The 19,809-nt window shown below is 63.5% G+C and carries 20 protein-coding genes and 1 pseudogene; 8 read left to right on the forward strand and 13 right to left on the reverse strand.

The features are described 5' to 3' along the window. Positions 1-153 precede the first annotated feature (153 nt). Both P0D70_RS24335 and P0D70_RS24340 read left to right on the forward strand, forming a co-directional pair. On the forward strand, positions 154-1,482 hold the full coding sequence (locus tag P0D70_RS24335) for an MFS transporter (RefSeq protein ID WP_408186337.1): 1,329 nt from the start codon (positions 154-156) through the stop codon (positions 1,480-1,482). A gap of 85 nt (positions 1,483-1,567) precedes the next feature. Next, the gene (locus P0D70_RS24340; RefSeq protein WP_408186338.1) at positions 1,568-2,266 is read left to right on the forward strand and encodes a 4'-phosphopantetheinyl transferase family protein; all 699 of its coding nucleotides are present in this window, start codon (positions 1,568-1,570) and stop codon (positions 2,264-2,266) included. 27 nt (positions 2,267-2,293) lie between these two features. Here P0D70_RS24340 and P0D70_RS24345 read toward each other — a convergent pair whose 3' ends face one another. Beyond that, the gene (locus P0D70_RS24345; RefSeq protein WP_408186339.1) at positions 2,294-2,881 is read right to left on the reverse strand and encodes a 4'-phosphopantetheinyl transferase family protein; all 588 of its coding nucleotides are present in this window, start codon (positions 2,879-2,881) and stop codon (positions 2,294-2,296) included. 312 nt (positions 2,882-3,193) lie between these two features. Then, positions 3,194-3,673: a hypothetical protein gene (locus P0D70_RS24350; protein ID WP_408186340.1), complete on the reverse strand. Its 480-nt coding sequence runs from the start codon at positions 3,671-3,673 to the stop codon at positions 3,194-3,196. Between the two features lie 409 nt (positions 3,674-4,082). On the opposite strand from P0D70_RS24350, the gene P0D70_RS24355 reads away from it, so the two are divergent. After that, entirely contained in the window at positions 4,083-5,312 is a 1,230-nt protein-coding gene (locus P0D70_RS24355) for a YbfB/YjiJ family MFS transporter (RefSeq protein ID WP_091806123.1), read from the forward strand. Between the two features lie 58 nt (positions 5,313-5,370). Here the strand turns inward: P0D70_RS24355 and P0D70_RS24360 are convergent, their stop codons facing one another. The 3 genes from P0D70_RS24360 to P0D70_RS24370 all read right to left on the reverse strand — a co-directional run bounded on the left by P0D70_RS24360 (position 5,371) and on the right by P0D70_RS24370 (position 8,254). After that, on the reverse strand, positions 5,371-5,844 hold the full coding sequence (locus tag P0D70_RS24360; RefSeq protein WP_091806127.1) for an Lrp/AsnC family transcriptional regulator: 474 nt from the start codon (positions 5,842-5,844) through the stop codon (positions 5,371-5,373). Between the two features lie 522 nt (positions 5,845-6,366). Then, positions 6,367-6,738: a hypothetical protein gene (locus P0D70_RS24365; RefSeq protein WP_408186341.1), complete on the reverse strand. Its 372-nt coding sequence runs from the start codon at positions 6,736-6,738 to the stop codon at positions 6,367-6,369. A gap of 460 nt (positions 6,739-7,198) precedes the next feature. After that, entirely contained in the window at positions 7,199-8,254 is a 1,056-nt protein-coding gene (locus P0D70_RS24370; protein ID WP_408186342.1) for a LacI family DNA-binding transcriptional regulator, read from the reverse strand. 197 nt (positions 8,255-8,451) lie between these two features. Between P0D70_RS24370 and P0D70_RS24375 the strand changes: the two genes are divergently transcribed. The 5 genes from P0D70_RS24375 to P0D70_RS24395 all read left to right on the forward strand — a co-directional run bounded on the left by P0D70_RS24375 (position 8,452) and on the right by P0D70_RS24395 (position 14,743). After that, positions 8,452-9,477 (forward strand): TRAP transporter substrate-binding protein, encoded by a 1,026-nt coding sequence (locus P0D70_RS24375; RefSeq protein WP_091806136.1) that lies wholly within the window; start codon positions 8,452-8,454, stop codon positions 9,475-9,477. 62 nt (positions 9,478-9,539) lie between these two features. Continuing rightward, a complete protein-coding gene (locus tag P0D70_RS24380) occupies positions 9,540-11,426 on the forward strand; it encodes a TRAP transporter large permease (protein ID WP_408186343.1) in 1,887 nt (628 codons plus the stop codon). 103 nt (positions 11,427-11,529) lie between these two features. Continuing rightward, positions 11,530-12,069 carry a VOC family protein gene (locus P0D70_RS24385; RefSeq protein ID WP_408186344.1) on the forward strand — a complete coding sequence of 180 codons (540 nt, stop codon included), beginning with the start codon at positions 11,530-11,532 and terminating at the stop codon, positions 12,067-12,069. Continuing rightward, positions 12,066-13,364 carry a ribulose-bisphosphate carboxylase large subunit family protein gene (locus P0D70_RS24390; protein ID WP_408186345.1) on the forward strand — a complete coding sequence of 433 codons (1,299 nt, stop codon included), beginning with the start codon at positions 12,066-12,068 and terminating at the stop codon, positions 13,362-13,364. Before P0D70_RS24385 ends, P0D70_RS24390 begins: the two co-directional genes overlap by 4 nt. Before the next feature lie 26 nt (positions 13,365-13,390). Next, positions 13,391-14,743, forward strand: a complete 1,353-nt coding sequence (locus P0D70_RS24395) for a four-carbon acid sugar kinase family protein (protein ID WP_408186346.1) — start codon at positions 13,391-13,393, stop codon at positions 14,741-14,743. Here the strand turns inward: P0D70_RS24395 and P0D70_RS24400 are convergent. The 8 genes and pseudogenes from P0D70_RS24400 to P0D70_RS24435 form a co-directional block, all read right to left on the reverse strand. Further along, positions 14,740-14,883: an SDR family oxidoreductase gene (locus tag P0D70_RS24400; RefSeq protein ID WP_408186347.1), complete on the reverse strand. Its 144-nt coding sequence runs from the start codon at positions 14,881-14,883 to the stop codon at positions 14,740-14,742. The two genes, P0D70_RS24395 and P0D70_RS24400, sit on opposite strands and share 4 nt — an antisense overlap. Next, positions 14,864-15,004: pseudogene (locus tag P0D70_RS24405) on the reverse strand (SDR family NAD(P)-dependent oxidoreductase); the annotation flags it as partial. The pseudogene P0D70_RS24405 and the gene P0D70_RS24400, both read right to left, overlap by 20 nt. A gap of 150 nt (positions 15,005-15,154) precedes the next feature. Further along, positions 15,155-15,310, reverse strand: a complete 156-nt coding sequence (locus P0D70_RS24410; protein WP_091809080.1) for a DUF3309 family protein — start codon at positions 15,308-15,310, stop codon at positions 15,155-15,157. 152 nt (positions 15,311-15,462) lie between these two features. Continuing rightward, entirely contained in the window at positions 15,463-16,692 is a 1,230-nt protein-coding gene (locus tag P0D70_RS24415; protein WP_408186348.1) for a YbfB/YjiJ family MFS transporter, read from the reverse strand. Positions 16,693-16,787: 95 nt separating this feature from the next. Continuing rightward, positions 16,788-17,402, reverse strand: a complete 615-nt coding sequence (locus P0D70_RS24420; RefSeq protein WP_408186349.1) for a TetR/AcrR family transcriptional regulator — start codon at positions 17,400-17,402, stop codon at positions 16,788-16,790. A gap of 107 nt (positions 17,403-17,509) precedes the next feature. After that, entirely contained in the window at positions 17,510-19,147 is a 1,638-nt protein-coding gene (locus tag P0D70_RS24425) for an MFS transporter (RefSeq protein WP_408186350.1), read from the reverse strand. Positions 19,148-19,154: 7 nt separating this feature from the next. Next, a complete protein-coding gene (locus P0D70_RS24430) occupies positions 19,155-19,442 on the reverse strand; it encodes a DUF3303 domain-containing protein (protein ID WP_091806161.1) in 288 nt (95 codons plus the stop codon). A 168-nt stretch (positions 19,443-19,610) separates the two neighbouring features. Next, positions 19,611-19,809: hypothetical protein (locus tag P0D70_RS24435; RefSeq protein ID WP_408186351.1), on the reverse strand; the 199-nt coding region annotated here is incomplete at its 5' end.

Raw genomic sequence — 19,809 nt, forward strand, 5'->3', positions numbered from 1 at the left:
ACCCGCGCGTGGCCGTTCGAGCCACGCGCAATCCACGACGGCAACGCGGCGTGTCGACCACCTCGCCTGCCGTTTCAGTAGCAGACAACAACGCGGCGCAGCAAGACGCCGGACCCAACGGGTCCGTTGGACCCTCACGTTTGGAGATAACCGATGAGCCAACCCCTCGCCCCCGCGCTCGAGCCGGGCGCATCCGCTGCCGCGCACGACGACCTGCTGTATCGCAAGGTTTCGCTACGGATCATTCCGTTTCTGTTTCTCTGTTATGTGGTGTCGTTTCTCGATCGCATCAATATCGGCTTTGCGCAATTGCAGATGAAGCACGATCTCGGCTTCAGCGACGCAATGTACGGGCTTGGCGCTGCGGTCTTCTATGTGGGATACGTGTTGTGCGAAGTGCCGAGCAACATGCTGCTCGCACGCTTCGGCGCACGCCGCACGTTCACGCGGATCATGCTGCTGTGGGGGATTGCGTCGGTCGGCATGATGCTGGTGTCGAAACCCACGCATTTCTATGTGTTGCGCTTCATGCTTGGCGTGTTCGAGGCGGGGTTCTTTCCCGGCATCGTGCTGTATCTCACCTACTGGTATCCGGCGCGGCGGCGCGCGGCCGTGCTGTCGATCTTCTTCGCGGGCGTGGCGGTGGCAGGGGTGCTCGGTGGCCTCGTGTCCGGCTGGATCATGCGTGACATGGGCGGCGTGCTGGGCCTGTTCGGCTGGCAATGGATGTTCGTGATCGAAGGCGCGCCCGCCATCGTGCTCGGCCTGCTTGCCGCGTTCTATCTGGTGGACGGCCCGCAACATGCCGCGTGGCTCACCGCCGCGGAGAAAGCGCAATTGATCGCGCAACGCGACGAAGACCGCCGGCCTGCGGCTGACGCGCATTCGTCCCGCTCGTTCACGCAGGCGTTGCGTAATCCGCGGGTCTATCTGTTCGCGTTCGTCTACTTTTCGCTGACCTGCGCCTCGCTCACGCTGAACTTCTGGATGCCGCTGATGATTCGCGACTTCGGGATGCACGACGTCCTCGCCATCAGCCTGTACACGGTGATTCCCAACGCCATCGGCGCGGTGGGCCTGATTCTGATCGCGCGTCATTCGGATCGCCGTGGTGAACGTCGCCGGCATTTCGCGGTGTGCACGATTGGCGGCGGCGTGGCGCTCTCGTTGCTGACGCTTCATTTGAGCAGCTTTCCCGCGATGCTCGCGATTCTTTCTCTGGCTGCAGTGTTGATCTTTGCGGCCCTGCCGATCTTCTGGACGGTGCCGTCGGGGCATTTGTCCGGCACGGCGGCGGCGGCCGGGATCGCGCTGATCAGCAGCATCGGCATTACGAGCGGTATTGTCAGTCCGTGGGTGATCGGGTTGATCAAGACGCACACCGGCAGCATGGACAACGCCTTGTATGTGCTGACCGCGTTGCTGTTCGTCAGCGGCGTGGCAATGCTGCTCGGCGTGCCGAAGGACGGCAAACGCGCGTGAAGACGCTTACCGGTCCGGACCGGATTATCGGGTAGAGTCGCGAGTATTCTGTTGCGACAGCCCGTAGACCGTCCGAACCTTTGCGATGCATTTCATCGACCCTGTTCCGCTGCCGCACGACGGCCCGTCCGACATTGCAGTGTGGCGGATCGATATCGACTTCGCCGAGTCGCTGAACGCCCCGGCTTTCGCGTCCCTTAGCGACGAAGAACTCACGCGCGCCCGTCACTTTCGCCGTCATGAAGACGCGTTGCGTTTCGCCACCGTGCGTGCCGCGTTGCGTGAGCAACTCGCGCGGGGCCTTGGCATCGCGGCACACGCCGTGCGCTTTGCAGCCGATGCCAACCACCGTCCTCATCTCGCGGAGTCGGATCGCTTCGATTTCAACGTGTCGCATGCGGGCGAGCATGGCCTGATCGCGATCTCGCCGATGCGGCGCGTCGGTGTCGATATCGAGCAGCACAGCGACACATTCGATTGGCATTCGATCGCGACGCTGACGCTCGATCCGAAAGAAGCCGTATGGATCGAAGGTCTCGACGCGGCTCGGCAAACTGCTGCGTTTTACGATGCATGGGTTGCCAAGGAAGCGCTCGTCAAAACGACGGGCGCGGGCATCACGCGCGGGTTGCAACATCTGACGGTGCTGCCGCGTGAGAGCATGCGCGTGACGCTGCGCAATCAGATTCCCGACGACATGCGTGAAGTCGACGCGCGCTGGCTTGCCGCGCCGGACGGCTACGCCGCGTGCGTCGCCTGGTCGGCGACAGCGTTCTGGCGCTAGAGGCCATAGAGCGGCCCATGCAGCGCGTTACGCGTTTGCTTCCCCAAATACCAATGACTTCGGCCAGCCAAACGTATGTACCTGTGTGAGCGGCTGCGCTAGCGCGACCGCCGCACGAATCTTGCCGGCCATCGGCACATCGAGCACATGCCAGCGGCCATATTCCGCGAGATCGAACGCGCCGGTCGCGGTGGGACTGAACAGCAGTTCGAGATCGATATCGACAGGCGCGTAACGCAACGCACTGCAAAGGCTGCTATAGCGAGCGTGCCGGCGCGATGCTTCCGTCGTCTGATCCGGCGCCGCGCCGGGCGCGGGCACGACGACACTCAATCCGAGCGTTGTCGATGCAACACCGATCATGATCCAGATGCCGCCGTACGCGATATCGATTGTGATGCCGCGACCGTCGCGCGGATGGCGCGCGCGCAGTTTCTCGTTGCCGTCGTCGTGTAGATCGACGGCGTGCGGCTCGCAGTCGAACAGGTGACCGACGATCCACCGCACCACCACGCGCGCGCTGATGAAGCGTTTGCGCAATGCGGCGTTGGGATGCAGTCGCGCGCGCTCGCGCTCGGTCTTGGAAAGCCAGCTATCGCCTTCCTGCACGGGCACCGGTAGCCATTCGCAGCGGAATCGCCACAGATGTAATTCGCCTGCGCGTGGTGCGACGACATTGTGTGGACGGCTACGTGTCAGTGGATGGCACTGGAATGCCGTTGTCGTGGCGATCTCGCGTGCGAGTCGGGCGGCGTGCGCTCTAGGTGCGCCAGCGGCGCCCTCAGCGGTGCGCTTACCTGCGCTTGCAACTGAGCCTTCAATTGCGCCTTCAACGCCGCCCTCGACTGCGCGTGACGCACCGCTGTCGGGCCCACGCGAGGCCGTCAGACAAACCTGGTCCGAGTCTAATGACATACGCGGGCTTCCTCAATGCATGTAGGTGACGCGCCTTGCTTGCACGTCGAGTTCCACACCGGCGTCGAGCAGATCGATGGCGAACCAGCGAATCAACTTCAGAACGCCGCTTACGGCGGGCGCCGGCAGCCAGTCGTTCAGCATGCGCAATGCGGCGCCGCTGTGCGTTTTTTGCAGCAGCGCGATGGTTTGCAAAACCACTGCTTCGTCTTTGCCGAGATCGCTGGCGCAGCGGCAGCGCATGTCGAGCGGACGATACGACACGTGCATTAGCGAACGCATCAGCAGATCGAAGTGTTCGATGCCGTCCTGGCGCAAGCCGGCGCCGCTGAGTATGTCGCGCCAGTGCGCACCGCCGCTCGCCGTCTCGCAAGAGGGGCGCAGCCAGGTGCGCACGGCGCTCAGGACGGTGCGATCGGGGGCGTCGGCGGAATCGGCCGGATGGTCGTCGATCAGTTCCGGACGGCCGGTGTGTTGAGAGCGAAAGTTCATCGATGCTCCTGGGGGGACACGGTCCAACGAATCGCGCCGGCCAGATGGGACAGACGCCGCGTCGCAGGCCAGCGCATGTCGTGCGACGGATGGGCGATGACGCAGAACCTGCGTCGGAGGTTATGTCGGGTGCCGGCATCAGCTGCTTGGTTCACCTTGAGCCGGCTGGGTTGGATGATGAGCCAAAACACTTCTAAATGCAAATCATTCGCATTTAGAAGTGTTGTCACAGTGATGCACGTCCGGCGCCTGTCGGAACACGTGCGCGGCCATGGCGCAGAGGGTCGATGCCACAACGCAACTAACGGTCAACCCCGCCAGGCGTCCGCGGATATGATGGCGAAGTGCCGAATTCAGCCTTTCCGGCACAAACGGCTTGCAGTCTCCTTGCCCACTTCCCGCTAGCCAAATGCCGATAAAAACACTCGACGCCGCCTCGACTTCCAAGCCTGCCCAGACGGCGCAGCGCCTCCCCACGCTGATGCTTGCCGCCACGCTGTCGCTAGGAAGCGCGATTGCGCTCGGGCTTGCGCGTTTCGCCTACGCGCTGCTGTTGCCGTCGATGAAACTCGACCTCGGCTGGAGCTTCGCGCAAGCCGGCGCGATGAACACGGCTAATGCGTTGGGTTATCTGCTCGGTGCGCTGGCTTTTCCGCGCCTTGCACGCCGCTGGTCAGCCGGCGCGCTGTTTGGCGGCGGTTGCGTGGCGACGGCGCTTCTAATGGCCGGCAGCGGCCTGGTTGCCGACACGCACTCACTGCTCGCGCTGCGCGTGGTCACCGGCGCGAGCAGTGCGGGGATTTTTATCAGCGGCGGCGTGTTGGCGGCACGGCTTGCGTCGGCGAGACCGCACGACGCGGGGCTTGTCCTCGGCTTGTATTACGGCGGCACGGGGTGGGGCATCGTGGCGTCGTCGGTGCTGGTGCCGCTGACCATTGTCAACGTCGCGCACGGTTGGCAGTTCGCGTGGTTCGCACTCGCGCTCGCGTGCGCGGTGCTCGCCGCGGTGGCCGTCGGTGCGGCGCGAAAAATCGAGAGCGTGCATCCGACGCTGTCGTCAGCTGCGCAGTCACACACGGCCGCCAACGCGCCCCGTTGGCCGCGATTCAGTCTGGCGCTGACGGGATACGGATTGTTCGGCGTCGGCTATATCGGCTACATGACGTTCATCGTCGCGTTGCTGCGCAATGCGGGCATGAGCGCGGCTGTCGTCACGGGCTTCTATCTGCTGCTCGGCGTGGCGACCGTGGTGTCGGCGCGCGTGTGGTCGAGTCTGCTCGACCGTATGCGCGGCGGCCAGGCGCTTGCGGTCCTCAACACATTGCTCGCAGTGGCGACGCTGCTACCCGCGCTGTTCACGCAGCCTTGGGTGGCGTTCGTATCCGGCGCGCTGTTCGGCGCGACATTCCTTTCGGCCGTGGCGTCGACTACGGCCTTTGTGCGCCACAATCTGCCCGCGAGTCACTGGGCCAAAGGCATCAGCGCGTTCACGATCGTATTCGCGTTCGGGCAGATCGTCGGGCCGATGGTGATCGGCTGGGTCTCGGACGGCGCGGGCCTCGCGCGCGGGCTGGTCTATTCCGCGCTGTTGCTCGCGGCAGGCGCGGTGCTGGCGGCGTGTCAGAAGCCGCTGCGTTGATTGTGGGTCCGCGCATGCAGGCAAGTGCGCCGCGCGCCCACGTTTCGCTCCTCACACGTCACACCTGCACGGACGGGATGCTCTTCATGCAACGCAAGGCGAACATCGAACGGCTATGACGGATGCCGGCGATCTTGTAGAGCTTCTCGCGCAGAAAACGCTCGTAGCCCGCCGTACCGTCGACCGCCACCTTCACCAGATAGTCGTAGTCGCCCGACACGAGATAAGCCTCGAGCACCTCGGTGAGCGTAGCCAGTTCGGCGCCGAAGCGGGCGAGGGCGTCGTCGTCGTGACGGTCTAAAGTGACTTCGAGCAGGACGACGTCCGCGAAGCCGAGCTTCTGCTGATCGAGCAGGGCGACGTAGCCGCGGATATACCCATCGGTTTCCAATTGACGCGTGCGGTTCCAGCACGCGGTGGTCGACATGCCAACCAGCTCGGCCAGTTCGGCGTTGCTCAGGCGCGCGTTTTTCTGCAACTCGCGCAGGATCTTGCGATCCTGGTTGTCGAGCGGGCGATTTCGGGTGCTCATGGGCGATGGCGGAAGATTGTTCTTTAAATTTGTATTCTAGCTGAATATTGTCCCGACTCTGACCATAAGCTTCATTGCTTTAAGAAGCCTATCCAGACTGTCTCCGGATATATTTTCAGGGTGCATTCATGCCCGGGACAACCGTCCGGGCCGCGGGCCTCGCGCCCACGGTCTCATGCGGCCAAAAGCCGCCATCCGGGTCTCGCTGTCTTTCACAGGAAGGCGGCACGCGGGCGATTTCCGGCGTTACCCACGTCGGAGGGCGCGCTCGCCGGGCATGAACGCATGTTCCCAGCCGACATGCATTGGCTCTCGTGTTTGCACGGAGCGTGGCATCGACGGCAATTTCTTCTCATCGTCTATGCACGGTTTTACATAGGCCGATGCGGCAATGTGCGGCGAATCATTGGTGCAGCGTGTGCTGGTTAGCATGGGCGCCGCTCTGCACTGAGCGCATCCACTACAGCGCAGCGCAGCGGCCATCATGGATCGCTTGGAAAATAGCCACACGTTCTCGCTTGGTTAGCCCGCTTTGACGGGCCCCTTTACCGCGCTCTGTACCGCAACATTGCGATAGACGTCGCGACAAAATTGCATGCCGTGCTCATGCGTACCGTTCACGGCCGCCGCAATATGCACCGTTCCTTCCACACGCTGGGGCGCCGGCGGATTGACCAATGCGGCGTCGATCGCGAACGGATCGGCCGGCGACGCGCGCGTGATGCCGATGCCCCTGATCGTCACCTCAAGGCATGGATCGGATGTTTGCGCGCCGTGCCCGGCTGCAACGTCGAAATTGACGTTGAGCGTCCAGAAGCCCTCATGAATACCCTGATGAATAATGACGGCCTTCACCACGTCCTGGTGTGACAGCGTGTACTCGTTGCTTGCCATCGGTCCCTCCGTGCTCGCACGCTTTCCGGGCATACGTATGCAGATATGGCATCGTGCGTGGACCAGCGAAGATTAGTTTTACGCGCCATTCGCTGCAGTGCAAGCGGAAAGATATGCACGCGCTTGCTCCCGCAAGCGAGCATCGAGCGGACGCACGAAAGGCGACAGCCGAACACCGGCGTCGCCTTTCGTGTCGCAGCCTCAGAGAGGCCGCGCCGCAGTGAAACGAAGCAATGAAACGAAGTTCAGTTCAACTGCGCAAGTGGTGAACTCTCACCAGGGAGTTAATGGAAAATGAGGTACAGGATGACCAGTACGATCAACGGAACGCCAAGCAGCCAGCCGAGAAGATAAGGCATGGTGTGATCTCCTTTCGTATCGAGGTTTGAATACGAAAGTGATTGAGCATCCGGCGTGCCTGACGTGCGACGTTCTCTTACGTGACGCTCTCGCGGTCATCTCAGGGCAAATTTTCCCGCAGAACAATGCTGAATTGCACAGGCTTCACGTCGCTCAATGCATCGCGCTTCTCGCGCACGTTGCGGAAAATGCGCAGACAATTCCCCACCATGGCCTGCGGCGTTTGCGTGATCAACGCGTCCATGGTGCCGTCGATCAACAAGGCTCGCGTGTCGGGCGTCAAGCCATGACCGACGAACAGAATCTTCTGTTCCGAACGCGCTTCGACAATCGCGCGCGCCACGCCATCCGATCCGCCGCCGCTGTTGTAAATGCCGGCCAGATCCGGATGCTGCTCCAGTAGCTTGCGCGTCTGCATATAGTTGCGCTCGCTATCATCGTGTCCTTCACGCAATCCAATTACGCGCACTTGTGGGAACGTCGATTCGATCAAATGGAGAAAGCCGATCTCGCGTTCCTCATGTCCACGATAGTTGAGGCTGCCCGCGAGCATCGCGATCTTTCCGCTCGGCCGCGGACCCATGAAGCGTCCGAGCAGTAGCGCAGCCGTCCGCCCGGCCGCACGATTGTCGATACCCACATAAGCCAGCCGCCGCGCATTCGATAAATCCGAAATCAACGTGATGGCCGGCACGCCCTGGTCGGCCAATGCATTCACGGCATCGCGCACAACGGGATGTTCGAGCGCCATGAACATAACGCCGTCCGCACGCTGTCCGTAATGCAACAGACGGTCGGCCAGTTCCTTCGGGTTGAAACTCTCGACGTAGTGCACGCGGCACTTCATATCCAACGCGTTCCACTGATCGTGAGCGAAGTCGATGTAGTCGCCGAGCATGCGCAAATAGCGATTGGTGCCGGCGGGCAGCAGGAACGCAATGCGCATCGGCTTCGAGGCGGACGCGGTAGGCGCCTGAGGGGTGAGCAGATAGCCGAGTTGGGCGGCCGCTTGCAGCACGCGTTGCGCCGTCACGGCACGCACGCCTTCGCGGCCATTGAGCACGCGATCCACTGTGGCGGTCGAAACGCCGGCGGCGCGCGCAATGTCGGGAATGCGCGCGCGCGCAGCGGCGCTGAGGTGAACCGTTTCGGACATAGCAGTCCTTCACAGAAAGGAAGTCCATCAAAAACCATCAAGTTCGCGGTTTGACAGCGCTTGCCGCGCACGCCTAGTCTTGCAGCTATCACGCGACGACTCAACACCGGCGACTGGAAATCAAGGCGTAAGAGCGGGCGATGATGGTTTTTGATGGATTCGATGTTCACATCAATTATAAGCAAGGAGACGCTCAAATGACCAACCTCGCGAGACGCACCCTGCTGCGTGCGGCGGCCGCCGTGCCGGTAGCCGGCGCCCTGGGCTTTCCGGCGATCGTGCGCGCGGCGTCCGGCCCGGAGTTCGTGTTCAAGTACGGCAACAACCTGCCGCTCACGCATCCGTTGAACGTGCGCTCGCAGGAAGCGGCCAACCAGATCAAAGAGGCGTCGAAAGGGCGCATGGAGATCCGGATATTCCCTAACAACCAGTTGGGCGGCGACACCGACATGCTCGCGCAGGTGCGCAGCGGCGGCATCGAAATGTTCACGCCGTCGGCGCTGGTGGTATCGACGCTTGCGCCATCGGTTGCGATCAACGCGGTCGGCTTCGCGTTCAGCGACTACAACCAGGTGTGGGGCGCCATGGACGGCAAGCTCGGCGCGTACGTGCGCGCGGCGATGCAGAAGGCCGGCCTCGAATCGTTCGAAAAGATGTGGGACAACGGTTTTCGTCAGACCACTACCAGCAATGGCCCGATCACGAGCGCGCAGACCATGCGCGGTCTGAAGATTCGCGTGCCGGTGAGTCCGCTCAGCATCGATATGTTCAAAGGACTCGGCGCCGCGCCGACGAGCCTGCAATTCAGCGAGGTCTATTCGTCGCTGCAAACGCATATTGTCGATGCCCAGGAGAATCCGCTGCCGATCGTGCAGGTCGCCAAGCTCTACGAGGTGCAGAAGTACTGTTCGCTGACCAATCACATGTGGGACGGCTACTGGTTCGTGCTGAACCCGCGCGCGTGGCAACGCTTGCCCAAGGATCTGCAGGGCATTGCCAGCGACGCGTTCAACCAGTCGGCGCTCAGGCAGCGTGAGGACGTGCGCAAGCTGAACGACGCGGCAGTCGCGGATCTGCAAAGCAAGGGGCTCTCGATCAACCGTCCTGCGCCGGATACGTTTCGCGCGGCGTTGCGCCAGGCGGGTTTCTACGCGGAATGGAAAAGCAAGTTCGGCAATCAGGCGTGGGACCTGCTCGAACAGTCAGTCGGCAAGCTGGCCTGACCGTGCTGCATACGGGTGAGGCTGAGACGAAGCGCGGCGAGCCGCCGCGAGGAGGCAGCAGGATGTCGAATCACGCATTGAATCCGGCGGAAGCGGGAGTGCCGTTGCACACCGCGAGCATGCCGCGCCGCTGGCTGAGGAGTTTCGATCGCGGTCTGATCGCGCTCGTCGAAGCGTGCGCGGCGGCGCTGCTCGCCATGGAGATCGTCGTGATGCTGGCGGGCGTGGTGTGTCGTTATGCGCTGCACCAGCCGCTCGTATGGTCCGATGAACTGGCGGGCATTCTGTTCCTGTGGCTCGCCATGCTCGGCGCGGTGCTCGCGTTGCGGCGCGGCGAGCATATGCGCATGACCGCGCTGGTCAGCCGGCTGTCGGCGCCGCGTCGCGCGTTGGTCGATACGCTGGCGATCGCCGCATCGATCGCGTTGCTCGCGCTGTTGATCGCTCCTGCGTACGACTATGCCTCCGGCGAGGCGGCGATCGTGACGCCCGCCTTGCAGATCAGCAATGCGTGGCGGGCGCTCGCGTTGCCGATCGGCGCCGCGCTCATGCTGCTGGTCGGGCTGATTCGGCTGGCCCAGGTGAGCCGCGTGCGCGACGTCGTGATCGCGCTCGGGATCACCGCCGTACTTGGCGCAGTGGTCGTGTTCGCCGGGCCGTGGTTTCAAACGCTCGGCAAGACCAATCTCGTGATCTTTTTCGTCGGCGTCGTGGCGGTCGGGATTTTTTCGGGCGTGCCGATCGGGTTTTCGTTTGCGCTCGCCACGTTCGGTTATCTGGGCCTCTCGACCTTTACGCCGCTCGAAGTCGTGGTCGGGCGCATGGACGAAGGCATGTCGCATCTCGTGCTGTTGGCTGTGCCGCTCTTCGTCTTTCTCGGCCTGCTGATCGAGATGACCGGCATGGCGCGCGCGATGATCGAGTTTCTCGCGAGCCTCGTCGGCCATGTGCATGGCGGCCTGTCGTTCGTGCTGATCGGCGCCATGTACCTGGTGTCGGGCATCTCCGGTTCGAAAGTGGCGGACATGGCGGCGATTGCGCCGGTGCTGTTCCCGGAGATGAAAAAACGCGGCGCTTCCGAAGGCGATCTGGTTGCGCTGCTCGCCACGACCGGCGCACAAAGCGAAACCATTCCGCCGAGCATTGTGCTGATCACGATCGGTTCGGTGACGGGCCTGTCGATCTCCGCGCTCTTCACGGCGGGCATGCTGCCAGGCGCTGTGCTCGCGCTGATTCTATGTGCGGTGGTGTGGTGGCGCTATCGCAAGGAAGACCTGAGCGGCGCGCAACGTTTCAGCAAGCGGCAAATCGGGCGTCTGTTCATCGTGTCGCTGCCCGCGCTCGCGCTGCCGTTTGTGATTCGCATGGCCGTGGTCGAAGGCGTGGCGACGGCGACCGAGGTGTCGACCATCGGCATTGCGTATTCGATGCTGATCGGGCTGCTGGTGTATCGCCGCTTCGACTGGCGGCGGCTTGGCCGCATGCTGGTGGATGCGGCGACGTTGTCGGGTGCGATTCTTTTCATCATCGGCTGTGCCACTGCCATGGCGTGGGCGCTTACGCAGTCCGGCTTTTCGCAGGATCTCGCGCAAGTCATGGGCTCGATGCCTGGCGGCGCATACGGTTTTCTCGCGGTGTCGATCGTCGTGTTCGTGATGCTCGGCAGCGTGCTCGAAGGGATTCCGGCGATTGTGCTGTTCGGACCGCTGCTGTTTCCGATCGCGCGGCTCGCGGGTGTGCATGAAGTGCATTACGCGATCGTCGTGATTCTCTCGATGGGTGTGGGCCTCTTTTCGCCACCGTTCGGCGTCGGCTACTACTCGGCGTGCGCGATCAGCAAGGTCAATCCCGACGCTGGCATTCGTCCGATTGTCGGCTATATGGGCGCGTTGCTCGTCGGCCTGATCGTGGTCGCGGCAATTCCCTGGATTTCGATCGGGTTTCTCTAAGCGGGTCTCTCAGGTTTCTTAACAGGTTCGACCTTCGGGCGCCGCGCTTTCGCCGCGCCGGGGCGTCGCTCGTCTTTCAACCCCGCAGCATCGGGAGAGTTTCATGAGTCGTTTCTTTGGCGAAATCCGGCAGGCAGGTTACGTGGTGCGGGATATCGAAGCCGCGATGGATTATTGGAGCCGCGTGCTCGGCGTCGGTCCGTGGTTTTATAACGAACGCGTGCCGATCGAAAACTATACGTACCGTGGGCAAATGTACGAGGTGCATAACTCGGTTGCGCTGGCGAACTCGGGACCGTTGCAGGTCGAATTGATCCAGACGCGTAACGACGCACCGTCGATGTATCGCGACTTTCTCGCCGCGGGCCATACGGGCTTGCAGCACAACGCGTACTGGACCACCTCGTTCGACGCCGATCTCGCGCGCCTGCAGGCGCAAGGTTTCAAAGTCGCGATGAGCGGCGAAGTGGGGCGCAACGGGCGCTTTGTCTACTTCGACACGGAGAATCATCCCGGTACGGTGATCGAGTTGTCCGAGATCGCCGGGCCGAAAGGCAAGCTCTTCGACATGATCTACAAGGCGTCGCTCGACTGGGACGGCCGCGAGCCGGTGCGCCGCTTTCCTGATCTGGGCACGCTATGAGCGCGGCGCCGCAAGCACAGACCGTCGACGAAGACACGCTCGAAGCCGACTATCTGATCGAGACGCCGCTCGACCCTCGCCGCGTCGCGGACGTCATGGCGGGCGAACAGTCGAGCGGCACGTTCGTGCGCGTCGCCAACGAATCGGATGCGCTGCGCGCACGCAGCCGCGCGAGCGTGCTGCGCGTCGAAGAACTCGAGGCGGCGGCGCAGCCCAGCTTGCCGAATGCATGGCTCGCGCGCCAGGGCACGCCGGGGCCGTGGCGGCGCGCGCGCATCACGCTGTCGTTTCCGCTCGCCAATATCGACGCGAATCTGCCCACGTTGGCGGCGACTGTGGCCGGCAATCTATACGACCTCGGCGAGGTGACGGGCATGCGGCTGCTCTCGCTACGTTTGCCGGCTTCGTATCGCGCGCGTTTCGAATGGCCACGGCATGGCGTGGCGGGCACGCGTGCGCTGACGCAAGTGAAGGACCGGCCGATGATCGGCACCATCATCAAGCCTAATGTCGGCCTGAGCGCGGCGGAAACGGCGGCGCTGGTGCGCGATCTGTGCGAGGCGGGCGTCGATTTCATCAAGGACGACGAGGTGTGCGCAAATCCCGCGCATGCGCCGCTTGCGGAGCGCGTGCGGGCAGTGATGTCCGAAGTGCGCCGCTACCGTGAACGCAGCGGCCGGCCCGTGATGGTCGCGTTCAATATCACCGACGACCTCGACGCCATGCGTCGCCACGCGGAACTGGTCGAACGCGAAGGCGGCAGTTGCGTGATGGCGAGCATCAACTGGTGCGGCTTTTCCGCGATCCAGACACTGCGCCGCGCGACCCCGCTGGTGCTTCACGCGCACCGCAACGGCTACGGCATGATGTCGCGCGATCCGGCGCTCGGCATGTCGTTTCAGGCTTATCAGACGCTGTGGCGCTTGAGCGGCGTCGATCACATGCACGTGCACGGTCTGGCCGGCAAATTCGCCCAGAGCGACGCCGAAGTGATCGAGTCGGCGCGCGATTGCGCGACACCGCTCGCCGCCGGTCGCGACGATGCGGTGCTGCCGGCGTTTTCGTCAGGGCAGTGGGCCGGCACCGTTCAGGCGACCTTCGACGCGGTGCGCTCGACCGACTTGTTGTTCATGTCGGGCGGCGGCATTCTCGCGCATCCGGACGGCCCCGCTGCGGGCGTCACGAGCGTGCGCCAGGCGTGGGCGGCGGTGCAGGCCGGCACGCCGCTGCCGGAGTACGCCGAGCATATGCCTGAACTGCGGCGCGCGCTGGCGTTTTTCGGCAGCCGCACGTGACCACTGCACGCGACACGGAACGAACGATGAGCACTGTGCGCGAGAGATCCAGCGACGCTCCCGCCTACGCCTTCTACGGCGACGACTTCACCGGCGCGACCGACACGCTGGCTCATCTCGCGCGCGCGGGTTTGCGCACCATGCTGTTCTTCGCGCCGCCGGATGCCGCGCGTCTTTCGACGCTCGGCCGGCTCGATGCGATTGGCGTGGCGGGCGCCGCTCGGAGCATGGCACCCGCTGCACAGCGGCAGGAGCTCGAGCAAGTCGGCGCCGCTTTTGCTGAACTCGGCGTGCGGGTGATGCACTACAAAGTGTGTTCGACGTTCGATAGCGCGCCGGAGACCGGCAGCATCGGCGTGGCGCTGCGCACGCTGCGCGCGTATTGTGCGAACGAACTCGTCGCGGTGATCGGCGGTCAGCCGAATTTGCGCCGCTATTGCGTGTTCGGCGAACTATTCGCGGCAGCCGGTGCGAACGATAGCGCGCAGACGGTCTATCGTATCGACCGTCATCCGACTATGAGCCGGCACCCCGTCACGCCGATGAACGAAGCGGACTTGCGCGTGCATCTTCAGCGTCAGGGTGTGGACAATGTGCAATTGATCGACTGGCGCTGCTATGCCGGCGACGACGCCGGGCTCGAAGCGCAAGTCCAGCGCCGGCTCGATTCGAAACCCGACGCGTTGCTGTTCGACGTGCTCGATGATTCGCATCTGCAAGCGCTTGGCCGGCTCATCGCGCGTCATGCCGCGCGATCGGCGCCCGTGCTCGCGATCGGCGCGAGCAGCGTCGCGCAGGCGTACGCGTTAGCGCGCGAGACCGGCGCCGAACTTGCCGCGGCGCAAACCCGAAGCGCGCCGCTGTTGACCCGTGCGCGCGGACCCGTTTTCGTGCTTGCGGGCAGTCTGTCGCCGTTGACCGAGGTGCAGATCCGCGCGGCGCAATCCTATCTGCGCGTGGAACTGGACCCCTTGCAAATGACGGGCGACGCGGCGAGCGACTATCTGGCCGGCCGGTTGGCGGCGATCACCGGCCCGTTGCGTGACGGGCGCAACGTACTTGCGTTCACGAGGCGCCAACCGTCGGGTGAAGGCGGCGCGCTGCCGGCACTCGCGCACGCGTGCGCGTCACTGTTGCAACAGGTGCTCGGTGCCGTGCGCTTGCACCGCATCGGCATTGCGGGCGGCGACACGTCGAGTCTTGCCGTGCGCGCGCTCGGCGCATGGGGACTGTCGTATATCGCGCCGTTATCGGCGGGCGTCACGGTGTGCCGTCTTCACGCCGATCGCGCGGAACTCGATGGCATGGAGATCATGCTCAAGGGCGGGCAGATGGGCGATACGGATCTCTTCGAACAACTGCTCACGGGCAACGGCTAACCGTTGTCTCCGAAGCCGGGATACAGCGTCATGCCGCCGTCGACGAACAACGTCGTGCCGATCGCGTGGACGCTTTCATCCGAGGCGAGCCAGATTGCGGCCCTGCCGATATCCTCCGTTGCGCTCGGCCGCCTCGGCATGCGAGTGATAGTTCACGACGACGGCCGCGCCTGCGTCCGCAAGCGCTTTGGCGACACCGTAGCCAATGCCCGAACTGGCGCCTGTGACGAGAGCAACCTGATTCGCGAGTAATTTTTCCATCGTGTCCCCCCGGCGTGACAAGTTGGGATGTGAGTCGACCGGCGACAAGGAAAGGCCGCCGGATATCCATGCAGCGAACTGCAGAGATATCCGGCGGCCTTCGACCCAACTTCAAAGAATAAGACTGTTACCTCGCTACGGCATCAACGGCTAGATGACGCCGACGACCAGCAGCACGATCACCACGATCACCACGAGACCGATGCCGCCGGTAGGACCGTAGCCCCAAGAACGGCTGTGCGGCCACGACGGGAGCGCACCGATCAGGAGAAGAATCAGCACGACTAGAAGAATAGTTCCCAACATATGAATGACCTCCGCCTGGTTGATAAGATCTGCCTTCACGACAGCCACACAGGACCCGTATTGCGAGCGTTCCTGCGAACTACAGTATCGATGTCATGGTTGAGCAAACCGCATGCCCAGGGCGAACGTCGAGCTGGAAATTCTTTGCCGCGTCACCGAGCGGTGTTGCGGGCGGCGGCTCCGATACGCGATGCAACGAGATCCGCCACGAACGCGATAGCGAGTGCTATCGCTCCGCAAGTGAAGATCAACGCGTAATCGTTATGCGTGTGCGAGAAAAGGTACGAGTAGCCGTATCCGCCCAGTGCCTGGAAGAGCGCAAAGGCTGTCGTCGCGCGGCTCCACGCGGCGCGCTGTTCGGTGTGATCGTGCGGCACGAGTTCGTGAATGCGTCCGAGCACGAGCGGCACGACGCCCGGTGTGAAAATGCCCAGAATCACGGTCGATACAGCCAGCGTCACTGCGCTGCCTGAAAAGGCGAGCAGGGCCACCGCTGCTGCTTGCAGAAGCAGGCCGACGCGGTACGCCTTGCCGAAGCCGATACGATCGCCAGCGTTGCCGCAGATCACCGGACCGACGATCGCGGCGAGGCCATACAGCACCCAGTAGTCCGCGCCGATTGCAGCGCCACGCCCCAAGCCGCGAGCGACGTAGTCGACGAGCAGCACCATCGCCGGTACGAGGCCGAGGGCATTCGCCGCGTATTGCGCGTACAGCACGCGCAGCGTCAAGCCGTGCGGGCGCGCCGTGTGATGTGCGCCAGGTGGCACGACCGCGGCAGGCGGGTTCGTGGAGGGCCAGCCGAACCAGCTCACGGCGGTCAGCACCAATGCCACGATGCCGAGGCCGATCCACGCAGTCTGCAAGCCGAAGTGGAGCAATTTCGGAATCAACGTGCCGGATGCCGCGATGCCCAGGCCCAGCCCGAGAAAGATCATGCCGCTCACGAAGCCACGGCGCGGCGCCGGAATATGCGGAAGAATCGAGGTCGCCACCAGCACCATGATCGCGCCACCGGAAATGCCCGACAACAAACGCCACGCAAAGAACCAGCTCACCGAAAGCGGATACGCGCAGGCGAAGAAGGCGGCGGTCACCACGACCATCAGCAGGCGCAACGCGGTGCGGTTCGAGAGCGCCGATGCAAGCGGCCGGCCGATCAACGCGCCGACCAGATAACCGGCGAAGTTCGCCGCGCCGAGCGTAACCGCTTGCGACGAGCTGAACCAGTGCGCCTGGATCAGCGAGGGAATCAACGGCGTGTAAGCGAAGCGGGCGAGGCCGATGGCGACGAGACTGCCGCACAGTCCGGCGAGCGTTGCAAAGAGCGCGCGGGCGTCGAGTGCGACTGGACTGGCGGACGTTATCGGTGCAGCGGACATGACGGTTCCTTTACCGGTGCGCGCGCTGATGGCGGCGCTGCCGGATGGCGGTGATGAAATCGAAGTGGAGGGTTGCGCCTTGTCAGGCGCCCGGCTCAAACGTTGTTGTCTTGCGCCGGTAGAGCAGGCAAACCGAGCAGCAGCAGAACCGGCGCTATCGCGCCGATCAGCAGCGCCGGTTGCGGATCGACCCGCGCGAGGACGCGAACGCCGATCAGCGTGGCCAGCAGGTGCGTTGCGGCGTCGTCGGCGGAAACGACGGCAGTGATCTCACCGCTTTCGGTGGCCGCGACCATGCGGCGGTAGAAAAACGCCCGGACTTCTGCGAATTCCGTGGCGACGATTTCACGGAATGCTTCGTCATCCGATGCGGTTTCGATCGCCGTATTGACCAGCATGCAGCCGCGTTTGCCAGGGTCGGCGAACGTTCGCTCCAGGATCTCATGGAAGAACAGGGTGATGCCCTGAGCCGGCGACACGCTGCGCTCCAGCCGATTAATGCGTTCGCGCAACGTGTGCTCGAGGTAATGCTCGAGCGCACGCAGATACAGCGCGCGCTTGTCGCCGAATGCGTTGTAGAGGCTCGGCTGCGTCAGGCCGGTCGATTTGACCAGGTCGCGCGTGGTGGTCGCCTCGTAGCCCTTTGTCCAGAAAGCCGCGCTCGCCGCTTCCAGCACGTCGTGCTCATCGAATTCGCGAGGTCTCGCCATGATGAATGTCCTTCCTGCGTCGCTGACGACTATTCTGTATCGGTCGATATAGAAACCGATTATATATCGACCGATACAGAATGCAAGAAGAAGATGGGGCGGCGTCTTTAGAGCACGCTGCGGTGCGGTGGAAGGGCGTCTGCGGCTGGTTGGCCGTCGGGCGTGAGGTCGCTTTCCGGATAGCTGATGCGCACGGGGGGCACGAACCACGCGAGGCACAGCCCGATCAGCGCGGCGCCGCCAGCCACCAGAATGCCGATGTGAATCGATTGCACCAGTGCTTCGCGGGCGGATCTCATCATGGCGTCGCCCGCGTGGCCGGCGCTTACCAGACGATTGATCAACGCGGCCTGTTCCGCGCGATCCACCAGCAGTTCAGGACTGGCGAAGGATTTGAACCACTGCGTCGCCTGATAGGAGTCGAGCGAGCGATGCACGCCGCGCGAATAGAGATGGCCGAGCAACGCGCCGGTCATCACGGTGCCGAGCATGCCGCCGAATGTCCTGAGCGATTGAAGCAGCGCGGTGGCCGCGCCGACATGATCCCGCGCGACGATCTGCTGCGAACAAATCGTCAGGCTGGTGGCGACCAGGCCGAGGCCGATTCCGCTGATACCCATACACGACATCCACACCAGATGCGGCTCCGTGCCTCGCAAGACGACCACGCTGAGACAGGCAAGCGCGGATAGCGCAAAACCGACATACATGATGCCGTTCGCGCGATGGATCCGTGTGACGATACGATTGTTGACCACGCTGCCCACCGTCGTGCCGAGCAGCAGCGGCGTAATCAGCATGCCCGAGTCATGCGCGGACATCGCGTAGCCGCCCTGAAACAGCAGCGGCACGTAAAACACCAGCGAAAACAGCGCGAAGCCGCCGAGCACCGACATGGCGAAGAGCGCGGAGAGCTTGCGGTCCATGAGCATGTCCACCGGCACGATCGGATAGCCCACGCGCCGCTCCCATAGCCACAGAATCAGTCCGCAAGTCGCGCTCACGACGATCAGCACGACGGTCGTGGTGTCGAGACCGCGCCTCGGAAGCAGCTCGATCAGCAGTTGCACTGCGCCGAACGTGAGCGCGAGCACGAACGCACCGAGCCAGTCGAGCCGCACGGGACCCTTGCGCCGCAGATGGAGAAGCGGCGGCAGAAAGCGCTGCACGAACAGCAGCGACACGAGTCCGACCGGAACGTTGACGAAGAACACCAGTCGCCAGCCGCCATATTGCGTCAACATGCCGCCGAGGGTCGGCCCGATCATGTTGGCGATGCCGAACGCGGAAGTGACGAACACCAGCCAGCGCAACCGCAGTTTCGGATTGGGGAACAGATCGGCGACGGTGGCGAATACCGTGCCGATCAGAATGCCGCCGCCGATCCCTTGCAGGCCGCGAGAAATCACCAATACCAACATGCTGTTGGCGAGTCCGCACAAGACGGAAGCACCGGTGAACAACAGGATCGCGGCGAGTAGAAAGCGCTTGCGGCCGAACAGATCGCCCAGTCGCCCGAAGATGGGAATCGTGATGACAGAAGCCAGCATGTACGACGTCGCGACCCACGCGTACAGGTCGAAGCCCTTCAGTTCGGCGACGATGCGCGGCAGGGCGGTGCCGACAATGGTCTGATCCAGCGCCACCAGCATCGCGACGAAGGCGATGCCGAGCATCGCCAGCAGCGATTCGCGGAACGGCAGCAGTTGCCCGCTCGGAAGCGGCGCGGCGAGCCCGGCGCTCATGATGTACTTACTTGTTGCGGGCGGCCAGATGTCTGCCGAGGGCGGCGCCCAGGTCTTCGTCGGTCATGGCCGGGAAGATGCTCATGGTGAGCAGGTCGCCCCATTCGAGCGCCAGCGCCGAGATGCCGCGCGTGTCGTCCGCTTCGACGACCGCAAAGCCGTGCAATCCGCCGATAGCGTGCCAACGGCCCAGCAGTTTGATACCGTCCGGCGCCTGGCCTCCGGTCTTCATGAAGCGTTCGATGACGGAACCCTCGGCAGTAGGTTGACCGGTCCATTGGACGATGAATTTCATGGGCGTCTCCAATTCGAATTGGCGATGCCGGCTCGTGGCGCGCTGCCATCGTCGCTGAAGGTCTGCGACGCGTCGTGGATGCGGCGCGACCGCTTTAGCGCCAGCAAGCTGTCCGGATAGTGCGTGCTATTGGCGGACGGCGAAAAAAACCACGTGGCGTCCTAAGCATCATAGGTGAGCGAACGGCCGGCGGCGTCGCCGCGTGCGGACATTCACCAGGCTAAATGAACAAGCCCGTTCCGCGACGAAGAAACGAAGCGGGATGTTTGCGGGCGCGGGTATCTCGGGCGTCGTCGGGGAGCAACTTGGCGGTGCGTCGCCCGAAAAGAAATCGGGCGGCTGGCCGGTGTGAATTGCCGGCTGCCGC

It is taken from the genome of Paraburkholderia sp. RL17-381-BIF-C, from assembly GCF_046026435.1.
Taxonomy (GTDB): Bacteria; Pseudomonadota; Gammaproteobacteria; order Burkholderiales; family Burkholderiaceae; genus Paraburkholderia.